The 14808-nt window shown below is 69.6% G+C and carries 13 protein-coding genes; 6 read left to right on the top strand and 7 right to left on the bottom strand.

The genetic code is table 11. The features are described 5' to 3' along the window. Positions 1 to 44 precede the first annotated feature (44 nt). Positions 45 to 260 carry a hypothetical protein gene (locus ACL9RL_RS03260; protein ID WP_422778782.1) on the bottom strand — a complete coding sequence of 72 codons (216 nt, stop codon included), beginning with the start codon at positions 258 to 260 and terminating at the stop codon, positions 45 to 47. Then, entirely contained in the window at positions 257 to 535 is a 279-nt protein-coding gene (locus ACL9RL_RS03255; protein ID WP_422778781.1) for a DUF2795 domain-containing protein, read from the bottom strand. Before ACL9RL_RS03255 ends, ACL9RL_RS03260 begins: the two co-directional genes overlap by 4 nt. 170 nt (positions 536 to 705) lie before the next feature. Here ACL9RL_RS03255 and ACL9RL_RS03250 point away from each other — a divergent pair, with 170 nt between their 5' ends. Beyond that, on the top strand, positions 706 to 1134 hold the full coding sequence (locus ACL9RL_RS03250) for a DUF1761 domain-containing protein (RefSeq protein WP_422778780.1): 429 nt from the start codon (positions 706 to 708) through the stop codon (positions 1132 to 1134). Further along, complete coding sequence (locus ACL9RL_RS03245; protein ID WP_422778779.1) at positions 1134 to 1961, top strand: SDR family NAD(P)-dependent oxidoreductase; 828 nt, start codon at positions 1134 to 1136, stop codon at positions 1959 to 1961. The genes ACL9RL_RS03250 and ACL9RL_RS03245 overlap by 1 nt, the downstream gene beginning before the upstream one ends. 62 nt (positions 1962 to 2023) lie before the next feature. On the opposite strand, the gene ACL9RL_RS03240 is transcribed toward ACL9RL_RS03245, so the two are convergent. Next, entirely contained in the window at positions 2024 to 2986 is a 963-nt protein-coding gene (locus ACL9RL_RS03240; RefSeq protein WP_422778778.1) for an aldo/keto reductase, read from the bottom strand. Between the two features lie 46 nt (positions 2987 to 3032). Continuing rightward, the gene (locus tag ACL9RL_RS03235; protein WP_422778777.1) at positions 3033 to 4076 is read right to left on the bottom strand and encodes a helix-turn-helix transcriptional regulator; all 1044 of its coding nucleotides are present in this window, start codon (positions 4074 to 4076) and stop codon (positions 3033 to 3035) included. 122 nt (positions 4077 to 4198) lie between these two features. Between ACL9RL_RS03235 and ACL9RL_RS03230 the strand changes: the two genes are divergently transcribed. From ACL9RL_RS03230 to ACL9RL_RS03220, 3 genes are all read left to right on the top strand, one after another. Further along, positions 4199 to 4651: a VOC family protein gene (locus ACL9RL_RS03230; RefSeq protein ID WP_422778776.1), complete on the top strand. Its 453-nt coding sequence runs from the start codon at positions 4199 to 4201 to the stop codon at positions 4649 to 4651. Between the two features lie 191 nt (positions 4652 to 4842). Next, the gene (locus ACL9RL_RS03225) at positions 4843 to 5040 is read left to right on the top strand and encodes a hypothetical protein (protein WP_422778775.1); all 198 of its coding nucleotides are present in this window, start codon (positions 4843 to 4845) and stop codon (positions 5038 to 5040) included. A gap of 253 nt (positions 5041 to 5293) precedes the next feature. Further along, entirely contained in the window at positions 5294 to 6292 is a 999-nt protein-coding gene (locus tag ACL9RL_RS03220; RefSeq protein ID WP_422778774.1) for an SDR family oxidoreductase, read from the top strand. Here ACL9RL_RS03220 and ACL9RL_RS03215 read toward each other — a convergent pair. Then, complete coding sequence (locus tag ACL9RL_RS03215; RefSeq protein ID WP_422778773.1) at positions 6289 to 7929, bottom strand: AMP-binding protein; 1641 nt, start codon at positions 7927 to 7929, stop codon at positions 6289 to 6291. The genes ACL9RL_RS03220 and ACL9RL_RS03215 overlap by 4 nt on opposite strands. A gap of 187 nt (positions 7930 to 8116) precedes the next feature. Between ACL9RL_RS03215 and ACL9RL_RS03210 the strand changes: the two genes are divergently transcribed. Next, positions 8117 to 9019 carry a hypothetical protein gene (locus tag ACL9RL_RS03210; RefSeq protein ID WP_422778772.1) on the top strand — a complete coding sequence of 301 codons (903 nt, stop codon included), beginning with the start codon at positions 8117 to 8119 and terminating at the stop codon, positions 9017 to 9019. A 117-nt stretch (positions 9020 to 9136) separates the two neighbouring features. Here ACL9RL_RS03210 and ACL9RL_RS03205 read toward each other — a convergent pair whose 3' ends face one another. Both ACL9RL_RS03205 and ACL9RL_RS03200 read right to left on the bottom strand, forming a co-directional pair. Next, the gene (locus tag ACL9RL_RS03205; protein WP_422778771.1) at positions 9137 to 9910 is read right to left on the bottom strand and encodes a DNA-formamidopyrimidine glycosylase family protein; all 774 of its coding nucleotides are present in this window, start codon (positions 9908 to 9910) and stop codon (positions 9137 to 9139) included. Between the two features lie 71 nt (positions 9911 to 9981). Beyond that, positions 9982 to 14808 carry an ATP-dependent helicase gene (locus ACL9RL_RS03200; protein WP_422778770.1) on the bottom strand — a complete coding sequence of 1609 codons (4827 nt, stop codon included), beginning with the start codon at positions 14806 to 14808 and terminating at the stop codon, positions 9982 to 9984.

Raw genomic sequence — 14808 nt, 5'->3', positions numbered from 1 at the left:
CTACGAGCGCGAGCGGCGGATGGGCGAGGGGTTGACAGCACACGTCAGTCGTTGCCGTAGAGCCGCGTGAGCGCGCGGTCGAGGGTGGGGAACACCCCGAGGTGCGCGTCGAGTCCGTCATGCACGTGGAAGCCGTCTGCGTCCTGGGTGACGACGCCCGCGACGTGGTCGGTGCCGGTGAAGCGGACCTCCCAGAGACCGGTGGAGGACGGGACGACGTCGAACCCGAATTCCTCGGGACCCGGGTGCCGCGTGGTCATGGCGGGCCGCCGACCGAACGGTTCCGATGGGCGGCCTCGATGGCGCGCAGGACGTGGAACGTCCCCTCGTAACTGTGCTCGGGCAGGGTGCGGAGCGAGTCGACGTCCGCTTGCGGGAGGCGGTCCTCTGCGGCGATGCGGAGGAGGTCCTCCCGCGTCGCAGGGTAGTCGATCGTACGGAGCGACGCGGCGAGTGCCGCGTCGACGCCGACGTCGAGTTCAACGTGCCCCGGTGCATCGGCAGCACCGGGAAATATGTTGGTGTCGGGGGACATGCCGCAAGTCTCGGATCAGGCGGCAGCGCGCGCCAGGTCTTGATTTTTCCTGCAGGTGGTGGATGGGTGCCGACCGAGCGTGCAGCGAACGGGGATTCCCCCTGCCATCGGCGCCGCCACGACGATACACTCGGACGCCCGCACCAGTTGCGGCGTCGAAAGGACCGGTCATGCTGGAGATCAACTACTGGACCGTACTGCTCGCGACCGCGTCGAGCATGGTCGTCGGATCGATCTGGTACACGCCGAAGGTGTTCGGCAACTACTGGATGAAGGCCGCGAACGTCACCCCGTCCGGCGACGCGAAGGACGCGATCCGTCCGATCCTCGTGACCGTCGTGGTGAGTTTCGTGACCGCGTGGGTGCTCTCGGCCGCCGTGTTCGTGGCGTGGAGCTTCTTCGGCGGCAGCTTCCTCGCCATCGCGCTCCTCACCGGCCTCGCCCTCTGGGCGGGATTCACCGCAGCGCGCTTCATCACCCACGACGCGTTCGACGGGAGACCGACGGGCCTGACGGTGCTGAACGTGGCGCACGAGTTCGTGACGATCATGATCATGGCGGTCATCATCGGCGTGTGGCCGCCGGCCGGATCCGTCTGATGGTCGGACGCACGATCGTCGTCACCGGGGCGAGCGACGGCATCGGCGCCGCCGCAGCTCGATCATTCCGGACGGCTGGCGAGCACGTCGTCGTCGTGGGGCGTTCACCCGCGAAGACACAGGCCGTCGCGGAGGAGATCGGTGCGGACTTCCTGCTCGCCGACTTCGCGGAGCTGGCCCAGGTCCGACGCCTCGCGGACGAGCTGCGCGAGCGGTACGACCGCATCGACGTCCTCGCCAACAACGCCGGCGGCATCTTCGGGGCCAGGACGACGACTCAGGACGGCCACGAGCAGACCTTCCAGGTGAACTACCTCGCGCCGTACTTCCTCACGACGCTCCTGCTGGATCGGCTGATCGCCTCCGAGGCGACCGTCATCAACACCTCGAGCGCCGCGAGTCGACTGTTCTCGAAGCTCGACATCACCGACCTCGACGCCGAACGGTCGTACCGGGCGACGAAGGCCTACGGCAACGCGAAGCTCGCGCAGGTGCTGTTCACGCGCGAACTGCAGCGCCGGCACGGGGCCGACGGGATCTCCGCAGCGGCGTTCCACCCCGGCGTCATCGCGACGAACTTCTCGAACTCGCCGGACGGCGCGATGCGGCTCATGTACGGGACCGCACTCGGCAGGCGGCTGATGACGACGCCCGTGGAGGGCGCCGACACACTGTTCTGGCTCGCCGAGACGCAGCCGGGCATCGACTGGACGCCTGGCGAGTACTACGCGAAGCGGGCCGTCGCACGATCCGGCCGGCAGGCATCGGACCAGGCGCTCGCTCGTGAACTGTGGGATCGCAGCGCGGAGATGCTCTCCGGCCACTGAGCGCTGCTGCCGCTGGCCACTGAGCGCTGCTGCCGCCGGGCACTGAGCGCTGCTGCCGTTGGTCACTCCGTGACGGGGCGTGGCCCTGCGACGAAGCGTGCGCCGAACCCGCCGGTCGGCAGGACCTCCGCGATGCGTGCCAGGTCGGCCGCGTCGAGCGTGACGTCCAGCGCCCCGAGGTTCTCCTCGACGCGGCGGGCCGAGCGTGTGCCGGGGATCGGGACGATGTGCTCGCCCCGCGCAAGGAGCCAGGCGAGTGCGAGCTGCGCGACGGTCGCGCCCTTCGACGCCGCCAGATCGGTCAGCTGCGCGGTCGCGGCGACGTTCTTCTCGAAGTTCCCCGGCTGCCAGCGCGCGTCCCTGCGGCGCAGGTCGTCCTCGTCGTAGTCCGCGGCCGGTTTCGCGGTGCCGGTCAGGAATCCGCGGCCGAGCGGGGAGTACGGGACGAACCCGATGCCCAGCTCGTCGAGCGTCGGGAGCACCTGCTCCACATCGCGCTCGAACAGCGAATACTCGCTCTGCAGCACCGAAACCGGCTGCACCGCGTGTGCGCGCCGGACGGTCTCGGCATCCGCCTCGCTCAGCCCGAAATACCTCACCAGACCGGCATCGATGAGTTCCTTCACCGTGCCGGCGACGTCCTCGATCGGCACCTCAGGGTCCACACGGTGCTGGTACAGCACGTCGATGTGGTCGACTCCGAGGAGGCGGAGACTCTTCGCGGCGACCTCGCGGATGTGCTCCGGTCGGCTGTCCCTGCCGTAGTCGGGGGTGAAGCCGAACTTCGTCGCGAGCACGATCTCGTCGCGGAAGCTCCGCACCGCTCGTCCGACGATCTGCTCGTTCTCACCCCAGCCGTAGAGTTCCGCCGTGTCGAAGAACGTCACGCCGAGCTCATGCGCCCGGTGGATCGCGGCGATGCCCGCCTGCTCGTCGCCCGGTCCGTAGGCGACGGAGATGCCCATCGCGCCGTATCCCAGTGCTGAGACCTCGAGGCCCTGCCGGCCCAGTGTGCGATGCTGCATGGTGTTTCCTCCGACCTGAATCCACCCGAGTGGGCGCAGAACCAATCTATGCCTGCGCCGCCCTGCGTGCCGTCGCGATGTTGCGCTCGCCGAGCCTGGCGAACGCCTCGGCGAGTGCCGGCGGGCCGACCACGTCGATTTCGGTGTCGAAGCGGCCGAGGGACGCGGCGAGGGCAGCCCAGGACCAGGAGCCGACCGTGTAGCGGCATCGATCGGCGCCGGCCTCCTCGACGATGCCGTCGCCGGCGAAGGGGAGCACAGCGCTCGCCGGCTGATGCAGGATGACGGTGCCGGTGCACGGCCAGGCGTCCACCCGGTCGGATCCCTTGAACCGGGCGGAGACGTACGCCCGCGCGTCGCCGCCCGGGATCTCCCGCGGCACGAATCTGGGGCCGCTCGGGGTCCGCGGGCTGATGCGGTCCGCACGGAAGATCCGCCACGCGTCACGGTCGAGATCCCAGGCGAGGAGGAACCAGCGGCCCTGGGAGGTGATGAGGTGGTGCGGCTCGACACGGCGGGGCGGGACTGGGTCGGCTGCGCCGGGTGTGGTGCGTGCGGCATCCGGGGCGCGGCCCTCGCCGGTGCTGCCTGCGTCGATGCGGCGGCTCGCATAGTCGAATCGGAGCACCTCATGGGCACGAACGGCGGCCGACAGCGCGATGAGCACCTCGGGTGGGACGGACGTTGCCTGGGCGTCGCCCGGGCGGGGGACCGCATCGAATTCGAGGATGTCGAGACGATGCTGCAACCGGGACGGCATCACCTGTCGAACCGTGGTGAGTGCACGCAGGGCTGCCTCCTCGATACCGGCACCCGTGACGGTCGCCGCCTGCAGTGCGAGCGTCAGCGCGACGACCTGTTCGTCGTCGAACAGCAGCGGGGGCAACTCATTGCCGGCGTCCAACCGGTACCCGCCGTCCGGCCCCATCGTCGCCTCGACGCGGTACCCCATCTCCCGGAGACGGTCGACGTCGCGCCGGACCGTGCGATGGCTGATCTCCAGCCGCTCGGCGAGGAGGGCGCCCGGCCAGTCCCGTCTGGTCTGCAGGAGCGACAACAGCGTGAGCAGCCGGGAGGTCGTTGTCGTCATGCCGCCAGAATACGTCGAATGGAGGACCGAAACTGTCCTAGACGGGTGTTTGAGTGGGTGTTGTCGGGAATCAGCCCGGCACGTGCACCATCTCTCACATCTCTCAGCACCGAGGAGCAGTCATGACCATCAAGACGACCACCCACCTCAACTTCCGCGGCGACGCCCGTGCGGCCCTGGAGTTCTACCAGTCCGTATTCGGCGGTCGGATCACCATCGCCAGTTATGGCGACTTCGGGATGCCAAAGGACGTCCCCGGCGCCGACAACGTCGTTTTCGGGCAGGTCGAGACCGACGAGGGCTTCCGCGTGATGGCCTACGACATCCCGGGGCCGGCCGGCGAATCCGCACCCGCGGCCGGTTCGACGCGTCGTGAGAACGGGACGACCGTCACGGACCAGCCGTTCTTCGTGTCCGTCCGTGGCGAGAGCCTCGACGAGGTCGAAGGGTACTGGGCGGCGCTGTCCGTCGGCGCGTCCATCGTCGAGCCGCTTGCCGCGTCCGCGTGGAGCCCCGGGTTCGGGATGCTCACCGACGGCTTCGGCGTGACCTGGATCCTGGACGTCGCGGCCTAGCCCGCGCTGCAGCCGGTCCCTGAGCTTGTCGAAGGGCCCGGTGTTGCAAGACGTCAGCCTCCCGGTCCCTGAGCTTGTCGAAGGGCGCCCTTCGACAAGCTCAGGGACCGGGCTTCGACGTGCGGAGTGGATGCCGGGCCCTTCGACAGGCTCAGGGACCGCGGGCCTCGCACGCCGCGTAGGCTGAAGCGGTGCCTGACGACTCGACCCCACGACGCGGACGCCCGGAATGGTTCGGGTGGCTGATCCTCGCTGGACTCCTCGCCGTCCTCGCGCTCGTCGCCCTGCTCATCGGCGGTCCGGAGACGCCCATCCTCTGGGGCATGGTGTCCGGCGTCCTCCTCTCGCTCGTGATCGCCGCCATGACGGCGTTCCGCTCCAAGCGCTGACACCGGGCGGAGCCCGTCCACGCCGTTCCGCAACCCCTTGAACAGGGGATGCCCCGGACGTATCGTTGGGCAACGCGGGTGGTCCTCGCCCACTCCTCGGTCTGAGCCAGGCATGGTGCCCTGGCCGAATGCATCGAAGAACCCGGGACGCCCACGGCGCGGGCGGTCAGGTCAGGGCGGCCGCCCGCGCTCCTTCCCCCAGGTGTCGTCGTGCGGCTTCTGTCGATGGGCGGTGGCATGCCAGGATGAGCGCATGAGTGCGAAACGAGTTCTGTTCCTGGGCGGCAGCGGCGTCATCAGTTCGGCGTGTGTGACGCGTGCGGTCGCGGCCGGGCATGAGGTGACGGTCCTCAATCGCGGGCGGTCCACATCGCGAGCCCTGCCGGACGGCGTCGAGGCGCTACAGGCGGATGTCGCCGACCAGGCGGCCGTCACCGGTGTGCTCGGCGGCCGGGACTTCGACGTCGTCGCACAGTTCCTCGCGTTCACGCCGGACCAGGTCCAGGCGGACGTCGCCCGGTTCAGCGGGCACACCGGCCAGTACGTCTTCATCAGCTCGGCGTCCGCGTATCAGACGCCTCCCGCCCGGATCCCCGTCATCGAGTCGACCCCGCTGCGCAACCCGGAGTGGCAGTACTCGCGGGACAAGATCGCCTGCGAGGACGTGCTGGTGGCCGCGTATCGCGATGCCGGCTTCCCCGCGACGATCGTCCGCCCCTCGCACACCTACGACCGGATGCTCATCCCCACGATCGGCCACTGGACGGACATCGCCCGCATGCGGGACGGCAAACCCGTCGTTGTACACGGCGACGGGACGAGCCGGTGGACCATCACGCACAACACCGACTTCGCCGTCGGGTTCACGGGGCTGCTCGGCCGACCGGACGCGATCGGTGAGGCGTTCCACATCACGGGAGACCATGCGCCGACCTGGAACGAGATCTACACCTGGATCGGGGCTGCGGCAGGCGTTGAACCGGAGCTCGTCCACGTGCCGTCGACGACCATCGCCAGGGCCCTGCCGCAGCTCGGACCGGGGCTCCTGGGCGACAAGGCGCACACGATGATCTTCGACAACAGCAAGATCAAGGCGATCGTGCCTGAGTTCCGCACGACGGTGCCGTTCTGGGTGGGGGCGGAGGAGATCGTCGACTTCTATGACCAGCACCCGGACCGACAGGTCGTCGATCCGGGGCTGGACGCGTCGTTCGATCGGCTCATCGCCGCGCAACTCGCGGTCGGAGCCTAAGCGCCGGAGGCCGTGGTCGGAGCCGCTGCCTCGGCCGCCGCCCGCGCCGCGGCCTCAGCGGTCCGCAGGTCCTTGCGCAGGATCTTCCCCGACGCGGACTTCGGGACGGCCTCGATGAACTCGACCCGTCGGATCTTCTTGTGCGGTGCGACGCGTTCCGCGACCCACGCGATGATCGCCTCCTCGGTCGGGGCGGTACCTGCCTGCACAACGAGGAACGCCTTCGGGACCTCCTGCCCGTCATCGTCCGGGACGCCGATCACGGCGGCGTCCGCGACCTCGGGATGCGTCAGCAGGAGCGCTTCCAGTTCGGCCGGCGCCACCTGGTAGCCGTGGTACTTGATGAGCTCCTTGAGCCGCTCGATGATGCGCACCGTCCCGTCCCCCGAGACCGTCGCGATGTCGCCAGTGTGCAGGAACCCGTCGGCGTCCAGGGTCTCCTTCGTGGCCTCGTCGTTGCCGAGGTAGCCCACCATGATGTTCGGGCCGCGGCAGAGGAGTTCGCCCGCGACGCTCACCCCATCCGAGCCGACCGCCGGATACTCGACCTCTTCGCCCGTCTCCGGGTCGATGATCTTGCAGTCCATGTTCGGCAGGGTCAGCCCGACCGAGTCGAGCGACATCCCGCGTGCGTCGAGTGGGATCGCGTGGCTCACGGGGCTCATCTCCGTCATCCCGTAACCCTGCCGGACCCGGCAGTGCAGACGTGCATGGACCGCGTGCGCGAGGGCCGCGTCGAGCGGGGCGGCGCCGGAGAAGACCGTGTGGATGCTCGTCAGGTCGTACTGGTCGACGAGCGGGTGCTTCGCGAGCGCCACGGCGATGGGCGGCGCGATGAAGATGTACGTGCAGCGGAAGTCCTGGATGATCCGCAGGAACTCGACGAGGTCGAACCGCGGCATCGTGATGAGGGACGCCCGCTTCGACAGCGCGAGGTTCAGGAGCACCGTCATCCCGTAGATGTGGAAGAAGGGCAGGACGGCGAGGATGCGGTCGTCCGGGACCATGCCGAGCTGCGGGCTCGACTGCTGCACGTTCGCGACGAGGTTGCGATGCGTGAGCATCACGCCCTTCGGACGGGCGGTCGTACCGGAGGAGTAGGGGAGGACGGCGAGGTGGGTCGCGGGATCGAATGACACGTCCGGGGCAGGCGTACCCTCGGAGAGGAGGTCGCGGAGGGATTCGTGGCCCTCGAACCCGTCGAGGACGATGATGCGGTCCTCGCCGATCCCTGCCTCCGCGGCCGCCGCCTTGGCCTGCTGGAGCAACGGCGACACGGTGAACAGCATCGTCGCCCTGGAGTCCCGCAACTGTCCGGCGATCTCCTCTGCCGTGTACAGCGCGTTGATCGTTGTCGCGGTCGCCCCCGCGCGGAGGATGCCGTGGAACACGACCGCGAACGCCGGGGAGTTGGGGGAGTGGAGCGCGATGACATCGCCGACGGAGGCCCCGCGGGCCGCGAGGGCGCCGGCGAGCGCGTTCACCTGCCGGATGAGCTGACGGTACGTCGTCTCAGCGCCTGAGCCTCCGTCCACGAGCGCGACCCGGTCGAGGTCGACGGCGCTGATCGAGCCGAACAGGAAGTCGTAGATGCTGAGGTCTGGCACATCCACGTCGGGCAACAGGCTGCTGAACACGAGTATCTCCTTTGACGTCGTGAGGTGAGGAGAGTCTATGCCGGTCTCCCGTCCTTTCCGCGAGGGGAGGCGCATTGTCCCCCGCGGGCTCCCTGGACGACGTTTCGCCTCCCCTCGCGGAAGCGGAAGCGGAAGCGACTGGGACGAGCTGGCCGGGACCGGGCGATGCCACGGCTAGGCTGGCAGCGTGAACGCACCAGCCCCCATCCTCGGCCTCCTGCTCGACGTCGACGGGCCGATCGCCAGCCCGATCACCCGCACGATCAACATCCCGAGCATCGCAGCAGACCTCGCGGCACTCGCCAACGCCGGTATCCCGATCGCCTTCAACACGGGTCGCAGCGATGCGTTCCTGCGCGAGGTCGTCGTCCCACCGCTGCAGGCCGCCGGCCTCGCGGACGGCGTCCGCCTCTACGGGATCTGCGAGAAGGGCGCCGTCTGGTTCCGGTTCACGGCTGACGGCATCGACGAACTCCGGGTCGACGAGACCGTCGCATTGCCGGAGGGATACCCGAAAGCGGTCGAGCGCATCGTCGACGAGCGCTACTCCGAGACCGTCTTCTTCGATTACACCAAGCGCGCGATGGTGTCGGTCGAGCAGCACCTCGATGTGAGCCCGGAGCAGTACGCGGCGGTCCGCGGACACTTCGACACGGAGGCGCGCACCGAACTCGCGAGCCACGGCGTCGGCGTCGAGCACGGCCACGACCGCTTCCCCGATGCGGCCGGGCTCGTGCAGTACCGCATCGACCCCACGATCATCTCCACGGACATCGAGTCCTCACGCCTCGGCAAGGACCTCGGCGCCGAGCGGGCGTTCGAACTCCTCGAAGTCGATGGGGGACCGCTGCCCATCTCCTGGCGCACGATGGGGGACTCCCGCACCGACTACGCGATGGCCGACTGGCTGCACGAGCAGGGTCACCCGGTTGCGCACGTCGACGTGCGGCCAGCGGACGGTGTGCCGGACAAGCCGTACCCGGTGCTCACCCACCCGACGCTCATCCACGACGAGGCCGGGGCGTTGTACCTGGCCAGGTGGGCTGCGATGGTGCGTGGTGAGGCGACGGACGACGACGAGGTTCTGTAGCGTCTGGCCCTTCGACAAGCTCAGGGACCGGTCCTCCCCGTCCGCCCCGGTCACTGAGCTTGTCGAAGTGCCCTCGCCCGGCCCCATCGCCCGGTCACTGAGCTTGTCGAAGTGCCCTCACCGCTGGCACGACGGACACCAGTAGGTGTCCCGCAACGCCGTCGGATCCGCCCCCAGCTTGCCGCGCTTGATGCGTGTGCCGCACCGCAGGCATCGCTGACCGTCCCTGGCGAACACCCACGTCGTCCGCCCCGGCCGGGTGTCTCCCGTTGTGACCCGCACCTGTCGGTCGCGGTTGGCCGTGATGAGCCGATGCCCGAGCCTGACGGCAGCGGGCAGGTCGACCTCCGCCGTCGGTGTGGTTGGCAGGATGCCGCGCAGGAAGCACAGCTCGTTGACGTACTCGTTGCCGAGGCCGGCGAGATTGCGCTGGTCGAGGAGCGCGACGTGGATCTCCCGCGGGTCGGATGCGAGCCGTTGGACCGCGACCGCCTCATCCCAGTTCGGACCGAGCAGGTCCGGTCCGAGCCACCCGAAATGCTCTTCGTCGTCCGCGGTGGGGAACAGTTCCACAACGCCCAGGTCGAATCCGACCGTGATCCACTCCCGCGTCTCGATGACCGCCCGCGCCTTCCAGGCCGGCTTCCGCCATCGCTCGCCCGGTCGGTAGACGTGCCACTGGCCCTCCATCTTGAGGTGGGTGTGGAGGGTGTCCGAGCCGATGTGGTGCAGCAGGTGCTTCCCGCGCGGGATGACGTCATGGATGATGCTCCCGGTGAGGTCGGCGGTCGCGTACGCCGGCACACGCAGGTCGAATCCGGTGACGATCTCGCCGCCGATCGCTTCGCGCAGTCGTCTGGCCGCCTGATAGATCGTGTCGCCCTCAGGCATGTTCGACCTCCTGCACCGTGGCCCCCGCCCATCGTGCCGACGTCGTCGTGCGGCACGTTCTGGACCTCAGCCTACCCACGGCGCAACCGGAGGCCGCGTGGCGTCTCCTGGAATCCGGCCGTTCGGAGGGCGACACCGGTCGGGGTGCCGAGGACGAACTCGCCGTTGACCTTCTCGACGGCGAGGTGCTCCACCCGCCCTGAGCGCACGGTCTCCGCGAGGGAGCGTCCAGCCGCTGCGAGCACCTGCTCGTCCGAGACGAAGGTGAGGACGGTCTTGCCGCCGCGTTCGAGGTAGTGCACGAGTGCGCCGTCGACGAGGACGACGAGTGCGCCGGCCTTCCGCCCGGGGCGATGCTTGACCCCGGTGACGTCTGCACCGGGCCACGAGAGTGCGGCGCCGTACGGGTTGGCCGGGTCGGTGGCGGCGAGTGTCACGGTGTCGAGGGCTGGCGTCTCGTCGGTCCTGGCGAACGTCCGCAGCCGGTCGACGGTTCCCGATGCGGAGAACTGTGCGCCGCCGAGCCGTTCGACGAAGTAGCCCCGCCGGCACCGCCCGTTCTCCTCGAAGCGGTTGAGCACGCGGTACGCGAGCGCGAACCCGCCGGCGACGCCCTCGTTCATGACGGACCCGCGTGTGACGACGCCGTAGCGCTCCAACAGCGTCTCGGCGGTCGCTGCGGCGCGGACGGTCGCGTCCTGTTCTGCGAGCGGGAGGATCGACCAGCGTCCGCCGAGCGTCGGCGTAGCGCGGGTGGCCATCGTGGGCCGTTGCATCGCCCGTCCGCGGTACATCCTCGCCCTGGGCGTCTGCCGTTGGACGCGGTGCGCCGATGTCCCGGTGCCCGTGCCGACGAGCGTGCGCAGTGGCGCGAAGGTGTCGTTGGTGATGAGGCCGCCCCAGACCAGTTCCCACAGGGCGTCGACCAGGACGGTGTCGTCCGTGGAGCCGACGGCTTCTGCGAGCTGCCGGAAGAAGTACGCGCCGCCGCCCCCGAGGGTCGCGAGGAGTTCCGTCTGCAGGGCGTCCGGCACGTGGTCTGCGGCGATCGGGAGGGTGAGCGGCGCGGTGTCCGAGAGGTGCAGCGCCACCCATCCGTCGTTCCCGGGCAGGGTTCCCCCACCGGACCAGACGACCTCGCCCGTCGCCGTGAGCTCGTCGAGCATGGCCGGGCTGTAGTCCGCGACGCGCGACGGCAGGATGAGCGACTCCCATGCCGATGCGGGAATATACGTCCCGGCCAGTTGATCGATCACCGCGGCGACGCCGTCGATCCCGCGCAGTGATCCGTTCACGTGCTGCCACGAGGGCAGGAATCTGGCGAACGCCGCCTGGTCGACGGGTTCGACCTCGTGGCGGAGCGCGGCGAGCGAGCGGATGCGCAGGCGGCGCAGGACCCCGGCGTCGCACCACTCCCCGGTGTCGCGTGGATCGGTCGACTGGTCACCCCGGCCGGCGGGGAGGAACTCGCCGCGGACGACACGGCCGGCATCGGCGAGCCGCGTGAGCGTCTGGAGGACCACGGCCGTTCCCAGCCCGAACCGTCTGGCTGCTTCGCCGGTCGTGAACGGACCGTGGGTTCTGGCATGCCTGGCGATGAGGTCCCCGAGCGGATCAGGCACCGGCTCGGTGAACGCGACCGGGATGCCGATGGGCAACGGCGTGCCGAGGGCGTCGCGCAACCGGCCGGCGTCCTCGATGACCGCCCAGCGGTCGACACCGGCGATGGGGACGCGGATGATGCGCTTCGAGCGGTCGAGGGTGGCGAGTGCGGCTTCGGCTCCCGCCAGATCCGGTGGGGCGTCAATCGCGCCGTCCGGGGACACCTGGAGCACGTCGAAGGTGCACCGATCGGCGATCTCTGCGGCCGTGAGCGGACCGAGGAGCCGCAACAGGTCGGTGACGCCCTCGACGCCCTTCATCTTGCGATCACCCGTCAGGCGTTGCAGTTCGAGCTCGGTCAGCTCGATGACGCCCGGGTCGAGCAGCTCCCGCAGCTCCACCCGTCCGAGCAGCTCGCCGAGCATCGTGCTGTCGACCGCGAGCGCCGCCGCCCGCCGCTCTGCCAGCGGGCTGTCGCCCTCGTACATAAACGCGCCGACGTACCCGAACAACAGGGAGCGGGCATAGGGCGACGGCTGGTCGGTCGTGGTCTCGACGATGCGGATCGTGCGTGCCTGCAACTCGCGGGCGATGGCATCGAGCGCTGGCAGGTCGTAGACGTCCTGCAGGCACTCGCGGACCGTCTCCAGGATGATCGGGAACGTCGGGAACTTGCGTGCGACTTCGAGCAGCTGCGCCGACCGCTGGCGTTGCTGCCAGAGCGGGGAGCGCTTCTGCGGACTGTAGTTGGGCAGGAGGAGCGCCCGCGCGGCGCACTCGCGGAATCGCGAGGCGAACAGTGCCGACCCGCCGACCTCCTGCGTCACGAGGGCGTCGAGTTCCTCTGGTTCGAAGACGAACAGTTCCGCGCCGGGCGGTTCCGATTCGGTGTCCGGCAGCCGGACGATGATGCCGTCGTCGCTCGCGATGGCCGAGCCGTCGACGCCGAGACGCTCCTGGACGCGTGCGCCCACCGCGAGCGCCCACGGTGCGTGCACACGCATGCCGTAGGGGGAATGCAGGATGACCCGCCAGTCGCCGAGCTCGTCGCGCGACCGTTCCACCACGAGCGTGGTGTCGCTCGGGACGACACCCGTCGCTTCCTTCTGCTCCCGGACATAGGCCAGGAGGTTGGTGACGGCTCGTTCGTCGAGGCCGGCGGCAGAGAGGCGTTCGACGGACGTGGTGCCGGTGGTGTCCAGGCCACGGACGAATGCGCCGATGGCCCGCCCGAGTTCCGCAGGACGTCCGATGCCGTCGCCCTTCCAGAACGGCAACCGCCCCGGTTGGCCGAAGGCAGGGGTCACGAGCACGCGGTCGTGCGTGATCTCCTGGATGCGCCAACTCGTCGCGCCGAGCGCGAAGACGTCGCCGACGCGGGATTCGTAGACCATCTCCTCGTCGAGCTCTCCCACGCGGGCCCCGGCCGACGCGGCCTCGCCCACCATAAACACCCCGAAGAGTCCGCGATCCGGGATGGTGCCGCCGCTCGTCACGGCGAGGCGTTGCGCGCCCGGCCGTCCGGTGAGGGTGCCGGCATCGCGATCCCACACGATGCGCGGCCGCAACTCGGCGAATTCGTCCGACGGGTACCGTCCGGCGAGGAGGTCGAGGGTCGCCTCGTACGCCGAACGCGGCAGGCCGGCGAACGGCGCGCTGCGCTTCACCGTGGCGAACCACGCCTCTGCGTCCAGATCGTCGAGCGCCACGGCCGCGATCGTCTGCTGGGCGAGGATGTCGAGCGGGTTCGCCGGGATGGAGATGGACTCGATGAGTCCGGCCTCCATCCGCTCAGTGGCGACGGCCGTGCTCACGAGGTCGGCCCGGTGCTTGGGGAAGAGCACACCCCGGGAGATCTCGCCCACCTGGTGGCCGGCGCGGCCGACGCGCTGGAGGCCGCTCGCGACGCTCGGTGGGGATTCCACCTGGATCACGAGGTCGACCTCGCCCATGTCGATGCCGAGTTCGAGGCTCGACGTCGCCACCACGCAGCGGAGGCGGCCGGACTTCAAGTCGTCCTCGATGCCGGCGCGCTGGTCCTTCGAGACGGAGCCGTGGTGGGCCCTCGCGAGGAGATGCTGCTCGCCGTCGGAGTCGGAGCCGGCGTCGGAGTCGCCATCGCGGTTCGCGGCGTTCGCTAGGGTGGTGGCCGACCCTCGCGTCTGACCGCTCTGCGCCATCAGCTGCGCGGGTGGCCGCCCGGCACCAGGGGAGACGAGCTCGGACTCCGTCATCCGCGCCTCGTAGATCTCGTTGAGTCTGGCGGTGAGCCGTTCCGCCAGGCGTCTGGAGTTCGCGAACACGATCGTGGACCGATGCGCGAGCACCCGATCGACGATGGCCTCCTCGACGTGTGGCCAGATGCTCCCGACCCGATCCTCCCCACCGCCGGCGCTGCCATCGCCGTTCGGGGTCGGACCGGTGAAGCCGCCGCCGGAGCCGGCCTCGTCCGGCGCCCCTGGGTTCGACATCCCGGCATCCGGATTGGTCATGTCGTCCACCGGGACGACGACGCGCAGGTCGAAGGTCTTCGCGGCCGGCGGCGACACGATCTCGACCGGCGCGAGGCCGCCGAGGAACCGGGCGACCTCCTCGGCCGGGCGGACCGTCGCCGACAGGCCGATGCGCTGCGCCGGGCGCTCCAGCATGGCGTCGAGCCGTTCGAGGGAGACGGCCAGATGGGCGCCGCGTTTGGTGGACGCGACGGCGTGGATCTCGTCGATGATGATCGTGTCGACGGTGGACAGTGTATGGCGCGCTGCGCTCGTGAGCATCAGGAAGAGCGACTCCGGCGTGGTGATGAGCACATCGGGCGGGTCCTTGACGAGTGCGCGACGGTCCGATGCCGGAGTGTCACCCGATCTGACGCCGACGCTCACGTGCGGCGGCTCGACGCCGAGCCGTCTGGCGGCTTGGGCGATGCCGACGAGTGGCGTCCTGAGGTTGCGCTCCACGTCGACGCCGAGGGCCTTGAGCGGCGAGATGTAGAGGACGCGTGTGCCGCGCGTTGGTGCTGCGTCGGCATCCGCGGTGGTGCTGTTGCTCGTGCCGCTGCTCCCGTGGGCGGCGGATTCCCGCTGACGTTGCTCGTCCTGCTGGTTCTGCGACATCAACCGGTCGATGGACCACAGGAACGCGGAGAGCGTCTTGCCGGAACCCGTCGGCGCGACGACGAGGGCGTGCGCCCCGCGGGAGATGGCGTCCCACGCGCCGGCCTGCGCCGGGGTGGGCGCGACGAATGCCCCGCGGAACCACTCGCGGGTTGCGGGGGAGAACCTCTCCAGCACGTCGCTCAT

Source organism: Plantibacter sp. Mn2098 (assembly GCF_049319745.1).
GTDB lineage: Bacteria > Actinomycetota > Actinomycetes > Actinomycetales > Microbacteriaceae > Plantibacter.
Note: the sequence above shows the minus strand (reverse complement) of the source record. Positions and strands in the feature narration are given on the sequence as shown.